Here is a 16,369-nt window from a genome sequence, read left to right as displayed (position 1 = left end):
TAATATGCTGATTTATAACCACTAAACATAAAAAAACACTTACTCCAGTTAAGAATATCACCCAATATAACATTTTCTATAAAACGTAATATTATTGTCATATAACAAATGTAATGTGATCCCATAACTTAAGCTAATTATCAAACTTAGCTCTTTCTTCATTACGTTTAAGGTGTATATATGACATTGCGCCAAATTAACTTACTATGCGCGTGTATCACGTTAGTGCTTTTGCTGGTATTCGGTAATTAATACTGTTCTTTCTCGTTTTTTAAACACTTACTAATTTCTGATTCATTATCTCAACTTGATCCACATCGATTCATCCCCATATATTTGGTATAGCCTTTCAAATAGTCAACGGATCGAATTACATGTACCAAAATACTGCGCTAGAAATTAATGAACAAAATCTGCAACAGGTTATCGAGCAATCGATGCAAACACCTGTTGTGATCAGTTTTTGGGCGCCATCGATGCCTGAAACGCTAGAAGTGAATGCAACGCTAGAAAAACTGGCTCGTGAATACCAAGGACAATTTATCCTTGCTTCACTAAACTGTGAAACCCAACAAATGGTCGCTTCTCAGTTCGGTGTCCGTGGTTTACCTACTGTTGCTCTGTTTAAAGATGGTCAACCTGCTGATGGCTCTGCAGGGCCACAAACAGAGCAAACATTACGTGAAATGCTAACTCGTCATCTACCAAGTCAAGAAGAGCTGGCATTAAAACAGGCATTGGTATTAGTTGATAATAAAGAATACGCTCAAGCTCTACCGCTACTACGTCAACTGTCAGCACAACTTCCTAACGATAGCTTAGTAAAACTCGCTATTGCAGAGTGCCTGATTGAAACCGCTTTGTTTGATGAGGCCGAGCCGATTCTTGCGACAATCCCAATGCAAGATCAGGATGCACAATACAAAGGCTTGGTCGCTAAATTAGAATTACACAAGCAAGCGGGTAACTCGCCAGAGATCCAACAACTAGAACAGAAACTAGCGTCCGAACCTGACAATGTTGAATTACGTTATGAACTCGCCGTGCAATACAGCCAAGTAAACCGTAATGAAGAAGCGCTAGAGTTATTGATTGCAATTTTACGTAAAGACATGAACTTCTCAGATGGTAATGCAAAGAAAACCATGATGGATATTCTTGCAGCATTAGGTCAAGGCAATCCAATTGCAGCCTCTTACCGCCGTCAGCTTTACTCTTTGATGTATTAATTCGATAAAGTATAAATAGCAAAAAGCCCGATACGCTTTTAACTCTAAGAGTTCACGTATCGGGCTTTTTCGTATTTATTTATCGTAAAATATTACTTCTTACGATCGCGCAGTACATTCGTTAGACGTTTACGTTGGCGTTCTTGAGAAACAGTTAGCTTCTGCTTTTTAGTCTCAAATGGGTTTTCGCTATTCTGGAATTGAATGCGAATCGGTGTCCCCATCATTTCTAATGACTTACGGTAGTAGTTCATTAGGTAACGCTTATATGAACCCGGAAGATCATTAACTTGGTTACCGTGAACGACAATGATCGGTGGGTTATAACCACCGGCGTGCGCATACTTAAGCTTCACACGACGACCACGGATCATTGGTGGCTGGTGATCATCTTGTGCCATTTGCATAATACGCGTTAGTAGCGAAGTACTAATACGCTTAGTTGCAGACTGGTATGCTTCAATCACTGACTCATATAAGTGACCAACACCGGTACCGTGAAGTGCTGAAATAAAGTGAATACGCGCAAAGTCAACGAAGCCTAAACGACGGTCAAGTTCAGACTTAACACGCTCTTTCACTTCGTTATCTAAACCATCCCACTTGTTCACAGCAATCACTAATGAACGGCCTGCATTTAGCGCAAAACCTAATAAGCTTAGATCTTGATCTGAAATGTTTTCACGAGCATCGATAATCAACAATACAACGTTAGCATCTTCAACCGCTTTTAACGTTTGAATAACTGAGAATTTCTCAACCGCTTGGTGCATGTTCTTACGACGACGGATACCCGCAGTATCGATCAATACGTACTCTTGACCATCACGTTCCATTGGAATGTAAATAGAGTCACGCGTTGTTCCTGGCATATCGTAAACAACAACACGTTCTTCACCTAAAATACGGTTTGTTAGTGTTGATTTACCTACGTTTGGACGACCAATAATTGCAAGCTTAATTGGCTGCTCTTGAAGACGCTTATAGGCAGCTTCTGCATCCGCTTCAGAAAGGTTTGCTTTCTCGATATCTTCAACCGATGTGAGATCTTCAAGTTGAAGTTCTTGCTCTTCACCTTCTTCTGCAAGCTCTGCATTCAGTTTGTCAGAGAACGGTGCTAATGCGCGCTCCATCAATGCAGTAACACCACGGTTTTGAGTTGCTGCAATTTGGTACATTGCATCAACGCCTAAACGCCAGAATTCAGCACAAGCACTGTCTGCATCAATACCATCAACCTTGTTTACCACAAGGAACGTTGGTTTTTGACGGCTACGTAAGTGCTTAGCAATTGCTTCGTCTGCGGCAGTTAAACCAGCACGACCATCTACTAGGAACAGAACAACATCAGCTTCTTCGATCGCTGCTAATGACTGTTCAGCCATTTTTGTTTCAACGCCTTCCTCAGTACCATCAATACCACCGGTATCGATAACAATGAATTCATGCTCTTCTAGCTCTGCTCTACCGTATTTACGATCCCTAGTTAAGCCAGGAAAGTCAGCAACAAGTGCATCCCTTGTGCGAGTAAGACGATTAAATAGCGTCGATTTACCCACGTTCGGGCGCCCGACTAGGGCAACAACAGGAATCATAACTACCTCTTACTTTTCATAGTCTTATTGACATTTTTACCGTTCATTCTTGCCTCCAGTTCACATTTCTGAGAACCTTCATCCGACAATAATATATTCAACGGATATAACAACAACGGCTCCAACTACGTATCGCAGCTGGAGCCGACAAATTAATCTAGCGACATTATACCGTTTTATTGCGGTATTTGCATTTTGTTGATTTCACCATCTCGGGTTACAACAATAAAGCCATTATCGTCTAGTGCAACAGGCGGTACAGCAATACCACTACCGTCGACTGATTCTTGAGAAACAAACTCGCCACTTTGGGTATCAAGCCAGTGTAAGTAACCTTCAGCATCACCCACAACTAAATAACCATCAATCACAGCAGGCGCACTTAGCTGGCGATATTGTAAATCAGTGTTCTGCCATAGCTCTGTACCACTACGCGCATCAACAGCAACAATATGATCTTTCGCTGTTACTAAGAATAGCTCACTACCATCAATAACAAAGTCAGTTGCTGACGAATAGTTACGTTTCCATGCGATCTGACCAGAACGAAGATCGATCGATACTAATGTGCCATTATAACCAACAGCATATAAACGATCGCCATCAATAACTGGTGACGCATCAACGTCAACTAAACGATCAATTTCTGTTGAACCTTTTGGTGACGCAATCAATTGTTGCCACAACATACGTCCATCAGACATTAATGCGCCAGCTATACGTCCATTCGCTAAGCCCCAGAACACACCACCAGAAACAGCAACCGGTGAACTATCACCTCGTAATGTCAAGGTTGGAACTTCATTGCTGACTTGCCATTTAGAAACGCCCGTTTCAGCATCAAGTGCTTGCAGCACACCCAAGCTGGTATTAACAACAACTAAGCCATCAGAAACAAGTGGTTTTGACAGAACTTCACCAGCGACAGTGGTACGCCATACTTCCTTACCCGTCTCTGCATCAAGTGCAATGACTTTTGCATTGGCTGTACCGACGAACAGTTTACCATCACCTAAAACAAGTCCACCAGTCAACAACGCGCTGCTGTCTTTTTCTAGATCAGTTTTCCATTCAACTTTACCATTTGCTGGATTCAGTGCTTCGATCAAACCATTACGATCTGCAACGTACACTTTATCTAGCCCAACAACGGGGGTGAGTTTTGAGTAATAACCAGAAACACCGTTACCTACGCTACGGCTCCAATCTGTTTTTGGTGTGAAAGTATTATCAACCTTTGGCAATGGTGCCATTTGAATTGAATCGACTTCACTTGCACAACCCGATAGCACGCTTACTGCAACAGCAACGGCCAAAACACGTTTTAACACCTTATGCATCATCATCTGCCTTATTGCGCTAAATCATCAAGTTTCATTTGCAGCGCAGGTGACGAACCTTCCTGCTGAGCTTCTACATATGCTTCACGTGCACCAGTGATATCACCTTTTTGTAACAGGATATCACCACGCAGTTCAGCAACGTTTGACTTCCAGCTTGGCACTGTTACTTTTTTAAGCTCAGCTAATGCTTCATCAAATTTTTGTTGCTCAGCATAAATACGAGCTAAACGTGTTGTTGCCAATGGCAAAATAGCGTCATCTTTAGTGTGATTAATCACCCACTGAAGTTGCTCAACCGCACCGTCCAGATCTTTATTATCTACCTGAACTTTCGCTAGCTGTAGTGCTGTCAGTACCGCATATTGACTATCTTTATTCGCATCAATAAACGTTTTTGCTTCAGCGACTGCGTCTTTGCTGTTTTCATCAAGCGCAGAAACAACTTGTGTATAGGTGTCAGATGCAACGTGTTTTGCAACATGTACTTCAGACTGGTAGTAACGCCAGCCCCAAAGACCACCTAAACCAATCACGGCACCTAGAACAACGGCTTTGCCGTTTTCTTGCCACCACGATTTAATCGCTTCAACCTGTTGTTCTTCTGTGGCGTAGTCGTTCACTTCCTGTCCTCTCTTAAATCAATGCTGCCAGCTTCGCGGCAACCTCATCCTGTGCCATGGTCGTCTGCTCACCGCCGTGTAAATCTTTTACTACTACGGAGTTTTCAGCTATTTCATTTTCTCCAAGAACTAGTGCAACCGCGGCACCAACGTTGTCAGCACGCTTAAATTGCTTCTTGAAGTTACCACCACCAAAGTTAGTCATCACTCGTAAACCTGGTACTTCAGTACGTAGTTTTTCAGCTAACTTCATACCCGCAGCTAATGTGCCTTCACCAGCTGTAACCATGTATACATCTACAGAACGACGAACCTCATCTTTTTCTAATGCTTCCATTAGTAATACTAGACGCTCAAGCCCCATCGCAAAACCAACTGAAGGTGTCGCTTTACCGCCTAGTTGTTCAACTAGACCATCATAACGACCACCACCACAAACAGTGCCTTGTGAACCAAGGCTCTCTGTGATCCATTCAAATACAGTACGGTTATAATAATCTAAACCACGTACAAGACGTTCATTTACTTGATATTTGATGCCAGCAGCGTCTAATAGTTCACATAAACCAGCAAAGTGTTCTTTAGACTCTAGATCTAAGTACTCTGAAAGTTTAGGTGCATCTTCTAGAATTTCTTGAATTGCTGCATTCTTAGTATCTAAAACGCGTAATGGATTGGTGTACATACGGCGTTTTGCATCTTCATCAAGCACATCTAAGTGTTGCTCTAAAAATGCGATTAAAGCTTTACGGTATTCTGCACGCGCTTCGAGTGAACCTATTGAGTTTAACTCTAAACGTACGTGCTCATTAATACCAAGTTCACGCCATAGACGTGATGTCATCATGATCAATTCAGCGTCAATATCAGGGCCATTAAGACCAAAGACTTCTACACCGACTTGGTGGAATTGACGGTAACGGCCTTTTTGAGGGCGCTCATGACGGAACATGGGACCAATGTACCAAAGACGCTGTTCTTGGTTATATAGTAAACCATTTTGAATACCAGCACGTACACATCCCGCAGTCCCTTCAGGACGTAGCGTTAAGCTATCACCGTTACGGTCTTCAAAAGTGTACATTTCCTTTTCAACAACGTCGGTCACTTCACCGATAGCACGTTTAAACAAATGTGTTGATTCAACAATCGGCATACGAACTTCATTGTAACCGTATGCACTGATCACTTGTTTAACTGTACCTTCGACTTTCTGCCAAAGTGGAGATTGTGTTGGAAGGCAATCGTTCATGCCTCGAATTGCTTGAATTTGTTTCGCCACGTTTATTCTCGTTAACCGCTGGGTATTAGAATCGAATATATAATTTCTTTTTGAAATAGTGAACCATGCTCACCGATATGAGCATGGTTTTTTGATTATATATCTTGTTGTTTTACATCAATGCGGTTGTTTTGATCTAACATTGATGCCTTTGCTCGAATTTTACTCTCAAGCTGATCAATCACATTGTCGTTATCAAATCGCTCTTTTTGACGAATACCGTCTTCATAAAAAGCACTCTTACGGTTACCGCCAGCAATGCCTAAGTGAGACGCTTCTGCTTCACCAGGGCCATTAACCACACAACCAATCACTGAAACATCCATTGGAACAACGATATCTTCTAAACGTTGTTCTAACTCGTTTACCGTACCGATAACATCGAACTCTTGACGTGAACATGTTGGACAAGCAATAAAGTTGATGCCACGAGAACGAATGCGTAATGATTTTAATATATCAAAACCAACTTTGATTTCTTCAACAGGATCAGCTGCAAGCGAGATACGTAACGTATCACCAATACCTTCTGATAGAAGCATGCCTAAACCTACGGCTGATTTAACCGAGCCAGCACGAGCACCACCAGCTTCGGTAATACCAAGGTGAAGGGGTTGAATAATTTGCTTCGCAAGCTGACGGTATGACTCAACAGCAAGGAAAACATCTGACGCTTTTACGCTGACTTTAAATTGGTCAAAGTTCAAACGGTCTAATATTTCCACATGACGCATTGCTGACTCGACCAAAGCTTCAGGTGTCGGTTCACCGTATTTTTGCTGGATTTCTTTTTCAAGAGAACCTCCATTTACGCCAATACGGATAGGAATGTTTTTATCACGAGCACATTCAACCACAGAGCGAATACGATCTTCACGACCAATATTACCAGGGTTAATACGTAAACAATCCACACCGTATTCTGCCACTTTAAGTGCAATGCGGTAATCAAAATGAATATCAGCAACCAGCGGAATATTCACTTGTTGCTTGATCAATTTAAAAGCTTCCGCGGCATCCATCGTTGGTACAGAGACACGTACAATATCAGCACCAACTTTTTCTAATGCCTTGATCTGTGCAACAGTCGCTTCGATATCTGTTGTACGAGTATTGGTCATCGACTGAACGGCGATAGGTGCACCATCGCCAATAGGAACATTACCGACATAAATTCGGCTCGATTGACGGCGTATAATTGGTGATTCGTTATGCATTGCTCTTTCTCTACATTACTGCGGTAGCTTAAGTGTTACTGGCTTAGACGCGGAGTAACGACTTAAATCAAAAGGTTGACCTTTAATATTAATTTTAACGGCACCAGGTGCACCAAGTCGAACACGAAATGGTGCTTTACCTTCTAAATCTAATACTTGACCAGCTTTCTTGATACCAGACTCTAATTGTTTACCCGTTGCATCACGCACATCTATCCAACAATCAGCTGAAAACTTTAACTGTAACTGTGGTGCAGTTGCATCAACGACAGGTGTTACATTCGCTATTGTTTCAGCATTAGCAGTTGTATCAGTGGCTGTTGATACTGATGTTGCGGCTGTTTCAGCATTCTCAGCAGGCGTTGTTGACACTTCCGCTGTAGTACCCGTTGCAGCCGTCGATGCGGTTGTTGGAGATGAATCTGTCACAGCATCAGCAGATGTTGTCGATGCGGCGTTTTTTTGTTCTGTACTAGTTGATGCTGAGTGATCCACATCGGTATCGACTGTTGCTGGTTGAGTCGCACTAATTGATGCATCATCACCATTTAATGTCGTTACTATCGTTTCATCAGAGCCCTGCTCTTGCTTTTCATGAGCCGCGGTTTGATCTGCTGTAGTTGTTGTAGCAACTGGCGCTTGTTCTAAATGAATATTTTGCCACCACCAAACAGCGGTTACACCAACAAAAACAGCAGCAAGAATCCATGTTAATCCCATAATGCGACTATCATGTGCTTCACGTTTCGTTCGACGTGAAAAGCTTTGCATTTCTTGCGCTTTTGGCTTGGTGTGTCCACATTTGTCAAGCAAGGCTAATACAGCTTCTTCTTCCAAACCGACATATTTTGCATATGAACGCACATAGCCACGTGTAAACGTGGCTAATTGGGCTTGGTCAAATCGATTATTTTCTATGTTATCAATAACAGAAAGTCGCAACCTCAAACGGTTCGCAATATCCTTTTGTGAATAGCCTAGTTGCTCTCTAGCTTGACGGAGTACGTCACCTGGAAGCTGTGTTCCTTCTGTTATTTTTTGTTCTTCATTATTTTCAGTATTCATTGGCCAAATAATTCTGATATTGCAGAGAATCTGGGTATTTCTCTTTCAGCAAAATAGCGTATTTTTTTGACTGCGTTAAACGTCCAGCTTGTCTTTCCAACTGAATGAGCAACCACAAACTGTCTGCTGTGTACCCATATCTCTTATTAAATTTGAATAACTGTACGCGAGCATCTTTAAAATTGTTAGATTCAATTTCAACTTGCGCCAGTTGCAACATAGATCTCGGTCGGTACGGGTCATGGGAAAGCGCATTTTCAAAATAACCCGTCGCTGCTTCTAAATTACCTTGTTTACGACTACATAAGCCTGCATTTTCATAACTTGCCGAAATCAGATAATAATAAGGTTGTTCAATCGCTTTAACAAAAGCGGCAATGGCTTCATCATAGCGCCCTTCACTACACAAGAATACACCATAGTTATTCAAAACATCGCCATTTTTAGGCGAATGTTTTAATGCTTTTCGGTACATTTTCTCTGCAGCGTCTTTTTCACCAACTTTTTGATAATAATAAGCCATTGAAATTTGTGCACGGTAGTAATTAGGATCATACCTTAATGCTATTTCCAAATTTTCTCGTGCACGCTCCCACTGACCATCTTTTAAATAATTTAGCCCTAGGTTCAATCTCGCTTCTGAGGCTGCTTTGGCATCAAATTCTTTACCATTATCGACCACATCAACTGTGGCACAGCCTGTAAATAATAGGCATGACAACAGTGGATACACGCTCCATCGTACCATTTTCGCTCACCTCAACATCCATGTGAAATTGCGCAGTTATTTATAGTAGCCTGATTTTAGACCGCTTTTACTGCAATTTGTTCACCCGTATTCAATTTTGCTTGGGTACGCTTAGTACGGTCAATAACATCCCCGACTAACTGACCACAAGCCGCATCAATATCATCACCACGAGTCTTACGAACCGTTACTGTGAAATCGTATTCCATCAGTGTTTTCATAAAACGATCAATACGAGAATTACTTGGCTTTTTATATGGTGAGCCAGGGTACGGGTTAAACGGAATTAAGTTAATTTTTGCTGGCGTATCTTTTAATACTTTCGCTAATTGACGAGCATGCTCCATGTCATCATTAACATGATCTAACAATACGTATTCTACCGTTACTCGACCACGGTTCGCATTCGTTGAATTCACATAACGACGAACAACATCTAAAAATGTTTCAATATTCCAACGATCATTGATTGGCATGATTTGAGAGCGCAGCTCATCCGTTGGTGCATGCAATGAAATAGCTAAAGCAACATCAATTGTATCAATCATTTGCTCAAGGCCTGATACAACACCCGAGGTTGAAACTGTAACGCGACGCTTAGATAAACCAAAACCTAAATCATCAAGCATGATTTCTAATGCAGGGATCAGGTTTTTCATGTTCAATAATGGCTCACCCATTCCCATCATTACGATGTTGGTGATTGGACGACGACCGGTGTCTTTTTGAATACCGACTTCTTTTGCAGCACGCCATACCTGACCAATAATTTCTGATACACGTAAGTTACGGTTGAAGCCTTGTTGTGCTGTTGAACAGAATTTACATTCTAATGCACAGCCAACTTGTGAAGAAACACATAAAGTCGCGCGATCTTCATCAGGAATATAAACGGTTTCAACATCTTGATCGCCAACACGCATCGCCCATTTAATCGTACCATCCGTTGAGTACTGAGCTTCAGATACATGCGGCGCACGAATTTCAGCGACACGTTTTAATTTTTCACGTAATTTTTTATTAATATTGGTCATTTGATCGAAGTCATCACAACCGAAATGATAAATCCATTTCATGATCTGATCTGCACGGAATGGCTTCTCATTAAGTTCTTCGGCAAAGTATTTACGCAGACCTTTGCGATCGAAATCCAGCAGATTGATTTTGACAGTTGTCATCGGTTGGTGCCTCACTAAAAATGACTATTGCTGCGCCTTAATAACCAAGCTCTATCGATGGCTTAGTTATCTCGGGTTTAAGGCGCGAAATTGTACAGACTTTATGGCATGGTTTCCACACCTAGACTCTATGGTTATTTTAGTGTTGCCAATTTCAAAACGCTAGATACAACAACGGGAAGTCAATACTTCCCGTTAATAATATGATTAATCTATTTTTTCAGTGCTTCGCATTAGTACCACTCACTGAATACTCATAAAATTAAAACCTTTATTCACCTCGTGGGCAAATTTCATCTTCAGCAAAGAAGTATGCAATTTCACGCGCAGCAGATTCAGGACTATCTGAACCATGTACTGAGTTATGACGCATACTTAATGCAAAGTCACTACGGATAGTGCCACAAGCCGCTTCTTCAGGGTTAGTTTTACCCATCAACTCACGGTAACGTGTAATCGCATTTTCACCTTCAAGTACTTGAACCATGACAGGACCTGATGTCATAAATGCCACTAAATCATCAAAGAAAGGTTTACCTTCATGCTCTGCATAAAAACCTTGCGCTTTCGCACTGTCTAAATGCAACATTTTAGCCGCAACAATATTCAAACCTGCATTTTCAAAACGCTGATAGATTGCACCAATCAAATTACGTTTAACCGCATCTGGTTTTACAATTGAGAAAGTTCTTTCGATTGTCATTATTATATTTTCCTTTTGAGTCTTATTGCTTTCTGCGAGCCAAAAACAAATTCATGAATTTAAGTTACAGCAACAAACCTGCAATATTAGCAAGACCTAACCCTGTCGCGCCAGCAGCCCAACGCGGATCTCCGCCATCACGGAAACATGCCGCTAAATCAAAATGGATCCAACGACTATTTTCGGTGTCAACAAAGCGGGACAAAAACGCTGCGGCATTGGATGCGCCTCCCATACCACCACCTTTTTGTACACGGCTATTCGCGGTGTCAGCATAAGGTGACGGGCAATATTCCTGATGCCATTTTTCTAATGGTAATGGCCATGCAGGCTCATTTACTAGCTCGGATAACTGCTGTGCTTGTTGTAATAATGGCTTATCTAAACCAAAAATTGCATTATAGTCGCTACCTACTGCAACCATTGCTGCGCCTGTTAACGTCGCAGCATCAATAATCAGTGGTGCGCCTGTCGCAGAAGCTGCAATTAAACCATCAGCTAACACTAAGCGCCCTTCAGCATCAGTGTTAACTATTTCCACCGTAACACCATTTTTATAACTTAGCACATCACCAAGCTTATAAGCGTTACCTGATACGAGGTTTTCAGCACAGCATAGGATCAACTTCACACGTTGACCTAGCCCTTGCTCTATCGCATAACCTAATGCCGCAGTAACCGTTGCAGCCCCACCCATATCGCACTTCATCGCAACCATGCCTGCGCTAGGTTTTAAACTGTAGCCACCAGAATCAAAGGTGATCCCTTTACCAACTAAACAAGCCGATACTGGCGCTTCTGGATCGCCAGTAGGATTGTAATCCACTTCAAGCATTACAGGTGGTCGCACACTACCGCGACCAACATTGTATATTCCTACCCAACCATCAGCTAATAGTTCATCGCCCACAATTTGTTGTGCATGAATATTGTCACCACCGATTTTTTTTAGAAAACAAGTTGCTTCATGGGCTAACTTCTCAGGTGACATCTCTTCAGGTGTCGCGTTAACTGTTTTACGTAGCCAGTCAGAGCAATGACGACGGGCATTTAACAGCTCTAATTCATCTTCATCAATGGAGGCCCATTGAATTTCTACTGGTGTAATCGTTGCTGCAAAACCACAGTAAAACGCCCATTGACGCTCATAATTCCAACCGTCACCCACTAAACGTACAGCTTGTGCACCTTGTGATTGAATTTGACGACCAGCCTGCTGAATACGACGTAATGGAAAATCACTGCGATAATGAACCGTCGCGCTATCTGATTGATAGCTTAGTAGCGAATTTAATCCCCAAGGACCGTTGGACTCTTCAGTTGATAAATAAACATTGAGCATAATGAAGTCTTCCTTTCTTATTCAGATAATGCAAAAAGCCTTCTTATCGTAAGAAGGCTTTTAATTTTGAAACGGAACTTATTTAGTTAGGATGTTTGCAAGTGTTCTTACACCCATACCTGTTGCACCAGCTGACCACTGATCATTAGCACTTTTACGGAAGGTACCGCTGGCATCAATGTGCATCCAGCCTTTTTTATAATCATCAACGAAGTAAGAAAGGAATGCTGCAGCAGTACTTGCCCCAGGCATAAAATCACCACTTGAGATATTGGCAAGATCGGCATAATTTGATGGCAACATGTTACGGTGAAGATCGGCAAGTGGTAACGGCCACATACCTTCATTTTCTTCTGCCGCTGCTGTTAATGCAGTATGAGACAATTCCGCATCAAAGCTTAGTAACGCATGGTAATCATTACCAAGCGCCATTTTGGCTGCACCTGTTAATGTTGCACAATCAATCACTAATTCAGGGTTTTGACTGTTCGCGTAAATTAAACCATCAGCCAAGACTAAACGTCCTTCGGCATCCGTGTTTAAAATCTCGACTGTCGTACCGTTTTTATATTTAATGATATCGCCAAGTTTTAATGCACGACCTGAGATCATATTTTCAGCACAACATAGCACCAGCTTAATACGCTTGTTTAAACCTCGTGCCATCGCTAATGCTAAACCACCGGTCGCTAATGCTGCCCCACCCATATCGGCTTTCATCGCCGTCATACCCGCTGAGGGTTTTATACTGTAGCCACCGGAATCAAATGTGATCCCTTTACCAACTAAACATGCAAACACTGGCGCATTAGCATCACCTGTTGGATTATAATCTAGGCGAAGCATGGCTGGACGATGCTCAGAGCCACGACCTACAGCATGGATACCGTTCCAACCTTCATCCAATAAATCATTGCCTTTGATGATCTTATAAGTTACATGTTCTGGTGCTAACGATTTAATAAATTCACCAGCACGTGTCGCTAACTGTGACGGGCGCACTACATCTGCTGGCTGGTTAATAATTTCACGTACCCACTCAGTCGCTTTGATTCGTGCTTGTAATTCCGCTTCATCTGTCTCATTTAACGCCGACCAAACCACACTGTTACCAGGCTTAGATGTACGATGTCCTTGGATAAATGCCCACGTTCGATCTAAATCCCAGCCTTCACCTGAAAGTTCTACCTGTTTGATACCCTGGGTATCTAAACGACGGGCTGCGCGTTGGATATTAGCAAGTTGCTCATTTTCCATTAAATGAATAACAGCACCTTCAGCACTAAAGCTAAGTAAGGCATTGGCACCCCATTGTGCATTCGCTGCTTGTTGGGTGAGAGAAACAGCCATGATAGTCGACATTAAAAACTCCTTGAATGTAGCAACTGCGCAGTGTTAAACAAATACATGCGTTATAGATAAATAGTTATGGGGGTAAAGTCCGCTGATTGCAATTAGATTTAAAATATTTATCTACGAATAAAAACAAAAAAAGCACCTAATTCAATTGTTTCGACAATCAATTAGATGCTTACTCTATTACAACCGTTTATTCGTCTGCTTCTTCAATCCAACACATTTGAATGGCTTCTAACACTCTTTCACTGCAGTGGTTAGGATCATCATCAAAATCATCCAATGCTTGCACCCATTCACTAAGATCAGTAAAGCGAATTGTTTTGGGATCAACATCAGGGTGCTGTTCACAAAGCTCAATAGCAATATCGAGCGAATCAATCCATTTCAAGCTCATCGAAATACCCTCTTATATATTGATAGATATAATAATAACAACGCTGAGATGAAAAAAAAGGCTACCTAATGGTAACCTTTTTTATAATTAGTGCGCAGCCTCAGAGGCAAGATTTAGCGTATAGCGTGGAATTTCAACCACTAAATCTTCATCAGCGACTCGAGCCTGACAACCTAGACGTGATTCAGGCTCTAGCCCCCATGCTTTATCAAGCATGTCATCTTCTAGTTCATCACTTTCATTTAATGAATCAAAACCTTCACGAATCACAACGTGACACGTAGTACATGCACAAGACTTTTCACACGCATGTTCAATTCCAATACCATTACGTAGTGCAACATCAAGCACTGTCTCACCTGACTCTGCTTCTAATACTGCACCTTCAGGGCATAGCTCTTCGTGGGGAAGTACAACAATCTTAGGCATGCTTAAACCTCATCAATAGATTGGCCAGCCAATGCTTGACGAATAGACTTATCCATTCGACGAGAAGCAAATTCTTGGCTCGCTTTATCTGTTTTCTTAATTCCAGCTTCAATAGCGCGAGAATCTGATCCCTGACGCAATTGAACTAGTTCCATCATTACTGTTTCTAATTCGGCACGCTCTTGTGTGCTCAATAAGGTATCACCATCAGCGGCAAGTGCTGCGATTAACCCTTCTAACACACGATCTGCTTCCACTTGCTGTTCTGCCAATGCACGTGCATCTTTATCATCTTGTGCATAGGTCATTGAATCACGAAGCATAGTCGCAATTTCATCTTCAGATAAGCCATACGATGGTTTAACTTGGATAGAAGACTGTACGCCACTACTCTTTTCCATTGCTGTTACTGACAATAAACCATCAGCATCAACTTGGTAAGTGACACGAATATGAGCAGCACCCGCAGCCATCGCAGGAATACCACGTAGGGTAAATCGTGCTAGTGAACGACAATCACTGACCATTTCACGCTCACCTTGTACAACGTGAACGGACATTGCCGTTTGACCATCTTTAAACGTGGTAAACTCTTGAGCACGAGCAACAGGAATCGTCGTATTACGAGGAATAATTTTCTCAATCATGCCTCCCATCGTTTCAATACCTAGTGACAGTGGGATCACATCAAGCAATAACATATCAGAATCAGGCTTATTGCCCACCAAAATGTCAGCTTGAATAGCAGCACCAATCGCAACAACTTCATCAGGATCGATAGAGGTTAACGGTGTTTTACCGAAGTAGTCGCCGACCATATCCCGAACCAATGGTACGCGTGTTGAACCACCAACCATCACTGTTTCAATGACTTCATCAGTGGTTATATCAGCATCTTTTAATGCACGGCGACACGCCATCAGTGTTTTTTTCACTAATGGTTGAATAAGTGCATCGAACTGCTCACGGCTAATCTGACCTTGCCAACCTAAGACATCAAGATCAACGCTATCAGCATCAGTCAACGCCACTTTTGCCGCTTGTGCCGTGTCTTGTAGCGCACGACGTTGCTGCGCTGTAAGTACCTCAGTATAACCCGCTTGTTCTAAGATCCACGTTGCTAACAAGTGATCAAAGTCATCACCACCTAATGCCGAATCACCGCCCGTCGCTAATACCTCAAATACACCTTTAGAAAGACGTAAAATAGAAATATCAAACGTACCACCACCTAAATCGTAGACAGCAATCACACCTTCTTGACCTGAATCTAAGCCATAGGCAATCGCGGCAGCTGTTGGTTCATTAAGTAAACGAAGCACATTAAGGTTAGCTAATTTCGCTGCATCTTTTGTGCCTGCACGTTGCGCATCATCAAAATAAGCAGGGACCGTAATCACCACACCTTCAAGATCACCACCCAGCGTATCAACCGCACGTTGACTTAATGATTTAAGAATTTCAGCAGATACCTGAACAGGGTTTACATTGCCACTACGCGTAATAAGCTGAGGTAATCCATTATCCGATGCTTCAAATTGGTATGGTAGTTGCGGGTAACGTTGCTCAATATCAGCCAGTGAACGTCCCATTAGACGTTTAACTGATAAAATAGTATTGGTTGGATCTTGTTGAGCGAAAGCGCGGGCTGCATCACCGGTTAGGACTTCATTGTCACCGAAATGAACAACAGAAGGTAAAATAGCACGCCCCTCTGCATCATTTAATGTTTCTGCAACGCCACTGCGTACTGCAGCAACAAGTGAATTAGTTGTACCTAGATCTATACCCACCGCCAACTTGTGTTGATGCGGTGCAGCACTTTGACCCGGTTCAGCAATCTGTAACAGTGCCATTGTCATTCC

15 protein-coding genes are annotated in these 16,369 nt (G+C 42.2%); 1 reads left to right on the top strand and 14 read right to left on the bottom strand.

The genetic code is table 11. The annotated features are described in order from the left end of the window. Window positions 1–374 precede the first annotated feature (374 nt). The gene (locus C9J41_RS13925) at window positions 375–1,229 is read left to right on the top strand and encodes a co-chaperone YbbN (protein ID WP_107205991.1); all 855 of its coding nucleotides are present in this window, start codon (window positions 375–377) and stop codon (window positions 1,227–1,229) included. A gap of 92 nt (window positions 1,230–1,321) precedes the next feature. On the opposite strand, the gene der is transcribed toward C9J41_RS13925, so the two are convergent. From der to hscA, 14 genes are all read right to left on the bottom strand, one after another. Further along, on the bottom strand, window positions 1,322–2,824 hold the full coding sequence (gene der / locus C9J41_RS13920; RefSeq protein ID WP_107205990.1) for a ribosome biogenesis GTPase Der: 1,503 nt from the start codon (window positions 2,822–2,824) through the stop codon (window positions 1,322–1,324). Between the two features lie 176 nt (window positions 2,825–3,000). After that, complete coding sequence (gene bamB / locus C9J41_RS13915) at window positions 3,001–4,164, bottom strand: outer membrane protein assembly factor BamB (protein ID WP_107205989.1); 1,164 nt, start codon at window positions 4,162–4,164, stop codon at window positions 3,001–3,003. 11 nt (window positions 4,165–4,175) lie between these two features. After that, window positions 4,176–4,787: a YfgM family protein gene (locus C9J41_RS13910; protein WP_107290894.1), complete on the bottom strand. Its 612-nt coding sequence runs from the start codon at window positions 4,785–4,787 to the stop codon at window positions 4,176–4,178. A gap of 13 nt (window positions 4,788–4,800) precedes the next feature. Next, on the bottom strand, window positions 4,801–6,069 hold the full coding sequence (hisS, locus tag C9J41_RS13905; protein WP_107205987.1) for a histidine--tRNA ligase: 1,269 nt from the start codon (window positions 6,067–6,069) through the stop codon (window positions 4,801–4,803). Window positions 6,070–6,164: 95 nt separating this feature from the next. Further along, on the bottom strand, window positions 6,165–7,286 hold the full coding sequence (ispG, locus tag C9J41_RS13900) for a flavodoxin-dependent (E)-4-hydroxy-3-methylbut-2-enyl-diphosphate synthase (RefSeq protein WP_107205986.1): 1,122 nt from the start codon (window positions 7,284–7,286) through the stop codon (window positions 6,165–6,167). 15 nt (window positions 7,287–7,301) lie between these two features. Further along, complete coding sequence (rodZ, locus tag C9J41_RS13895) at window positions 7,302–8,351, bottom strand: cytoskeleton protein RodZ (protein ID WP_107205985.1); 1,050 nt, start codon at window positions 8,349–8,351, stop codon at window positions 7,302–7,304. Next, window positions 8,341–9,099 carry a type IV pilus biogenesis/stability protein PilW gene (gene pilW / locus C9J41_RS13890; RefSeq protein WP_107205984.1) on the bottom strand — a complete coding sequence of 253 codons (759 nt, stop codon included), beginning with the start codon at window positions 9,097–9,099 and terminating at the stop codon, window positions 8,341–8,343. The genes rodZ and pilW overlap by 11 nt, the downstream gene beginning before the upstream one ends. Window positions 9,100–9,155: 56 nt before the next feature. Next, the gene (locus C9J41_RS13885; RefSeq protein WP_045148230.1) at window positions 9,156–10,277 is read right to left on the bottom strand and encodes a bifunctional tRNA (adenosine(37)-C2)-methyltransferase TrmG/ribosomal RNA large subunit methyltransferase RlmN; all 1,122 of its coding nucleotides are present in this window, start codon (window positions 10,275–10,277) and stop codon (window positions 9,156–9,158) included. Between the two features lie 271 nt (window positions 10,278–10,548). Beyond that, window positions 10,549–10,980, bottom strand: coding sequence for a nucleoside-diphosphate kinase (gene ndk / locus C9J41_RS13880; RefSeq protein ID WP_005369284.1), 432 nt, complete (start codon window positions 10,978–10,980; stop codon window positions 10,549–10,551). 64 nt (window positions 10,981–11,044) lie between these two features. After that, the gene (gene pepB / locus C9J41_RS13875; RefSeq protein WP_107205983.1) at window positions 11,045–12,322 is read right to left on the bottom strand and encodes an aminopeptidase PepB; all 1,278 of its coding nucleotides are present in this window, start codon (window positions 12,320–12,322) and stop codon (window positions 11,045–11,047) included. Window positions 12,323–12,400: 78 nt separating this feature from the next. Next, window positions 12,401–13,684 (bottom strand): aminopeptidase PepB, encoded by a 1,284-nt coding sequence (gene pepB / locus C9J41_RS13870; protein ID WP_107205982.1) that lies wholly within the window; start codon window positions 13,682–13,684, stop codon window positions 12,401–12,403. Window positions 13,685–13,871: 187 nt separating this feature from the next. Further along, window positions 13,872–14,075, bottom strand: a complete 204-nt coding sequence (iscX, locus tag C9J41_RS13865; protein WP_107205981.1) for a Fe-S cluster assembly protein IscX — start codon at window positions 14,073–14,075, stop codon at window positions 13,872–13,874. Window positions 14,076–14,162: 87 nt separating this feature from the next. After that, the gene (gene fdx / locus C9J41_RS13860) at window positions 14,163–14,504 is read right to left on the bottom strand and encodes an ISC system 2Fe-2S type ferredoxin (RefSeq protein ID WP_005369292.1); all 342 of its coding nucleotides are present in this window, start codon (window positions 14,502–14,504) and stop codon (window positions 14,163–14,165) included. A gap of 2 nt (window positions 14,505–14,506) precedes the next feature. Further along, window positions 14,507–16,360 (bottom strand): Fe-S protein assembly chaperone HscA, encoded by a 1,854-nt coding sequence (gene hscA / locus C9J41_RS13855; RefSeq protein ID WP_107294704.1) that lies wholly within the window; start codon window positions 16,358–16,360, stop codon window positions 14,507–14,509. Window positions 16,361–16,369 lie beyond the last annotated feature (9 nt).

This window comes from Photobacterium sp. GB-50 (genome assembly GCF_003026755.1).
Classification (GTDB): Bacteria; Pseudomonadota; Gammaproteobacteria; order Enterobacterales; family Vibrionaceae; genus Photobacterium.
The sequence above is the reverse complement of the archived record's forward strand: the minus strand, read 5'-3'. Positions and strand labels throughout refer to the sequence as shown.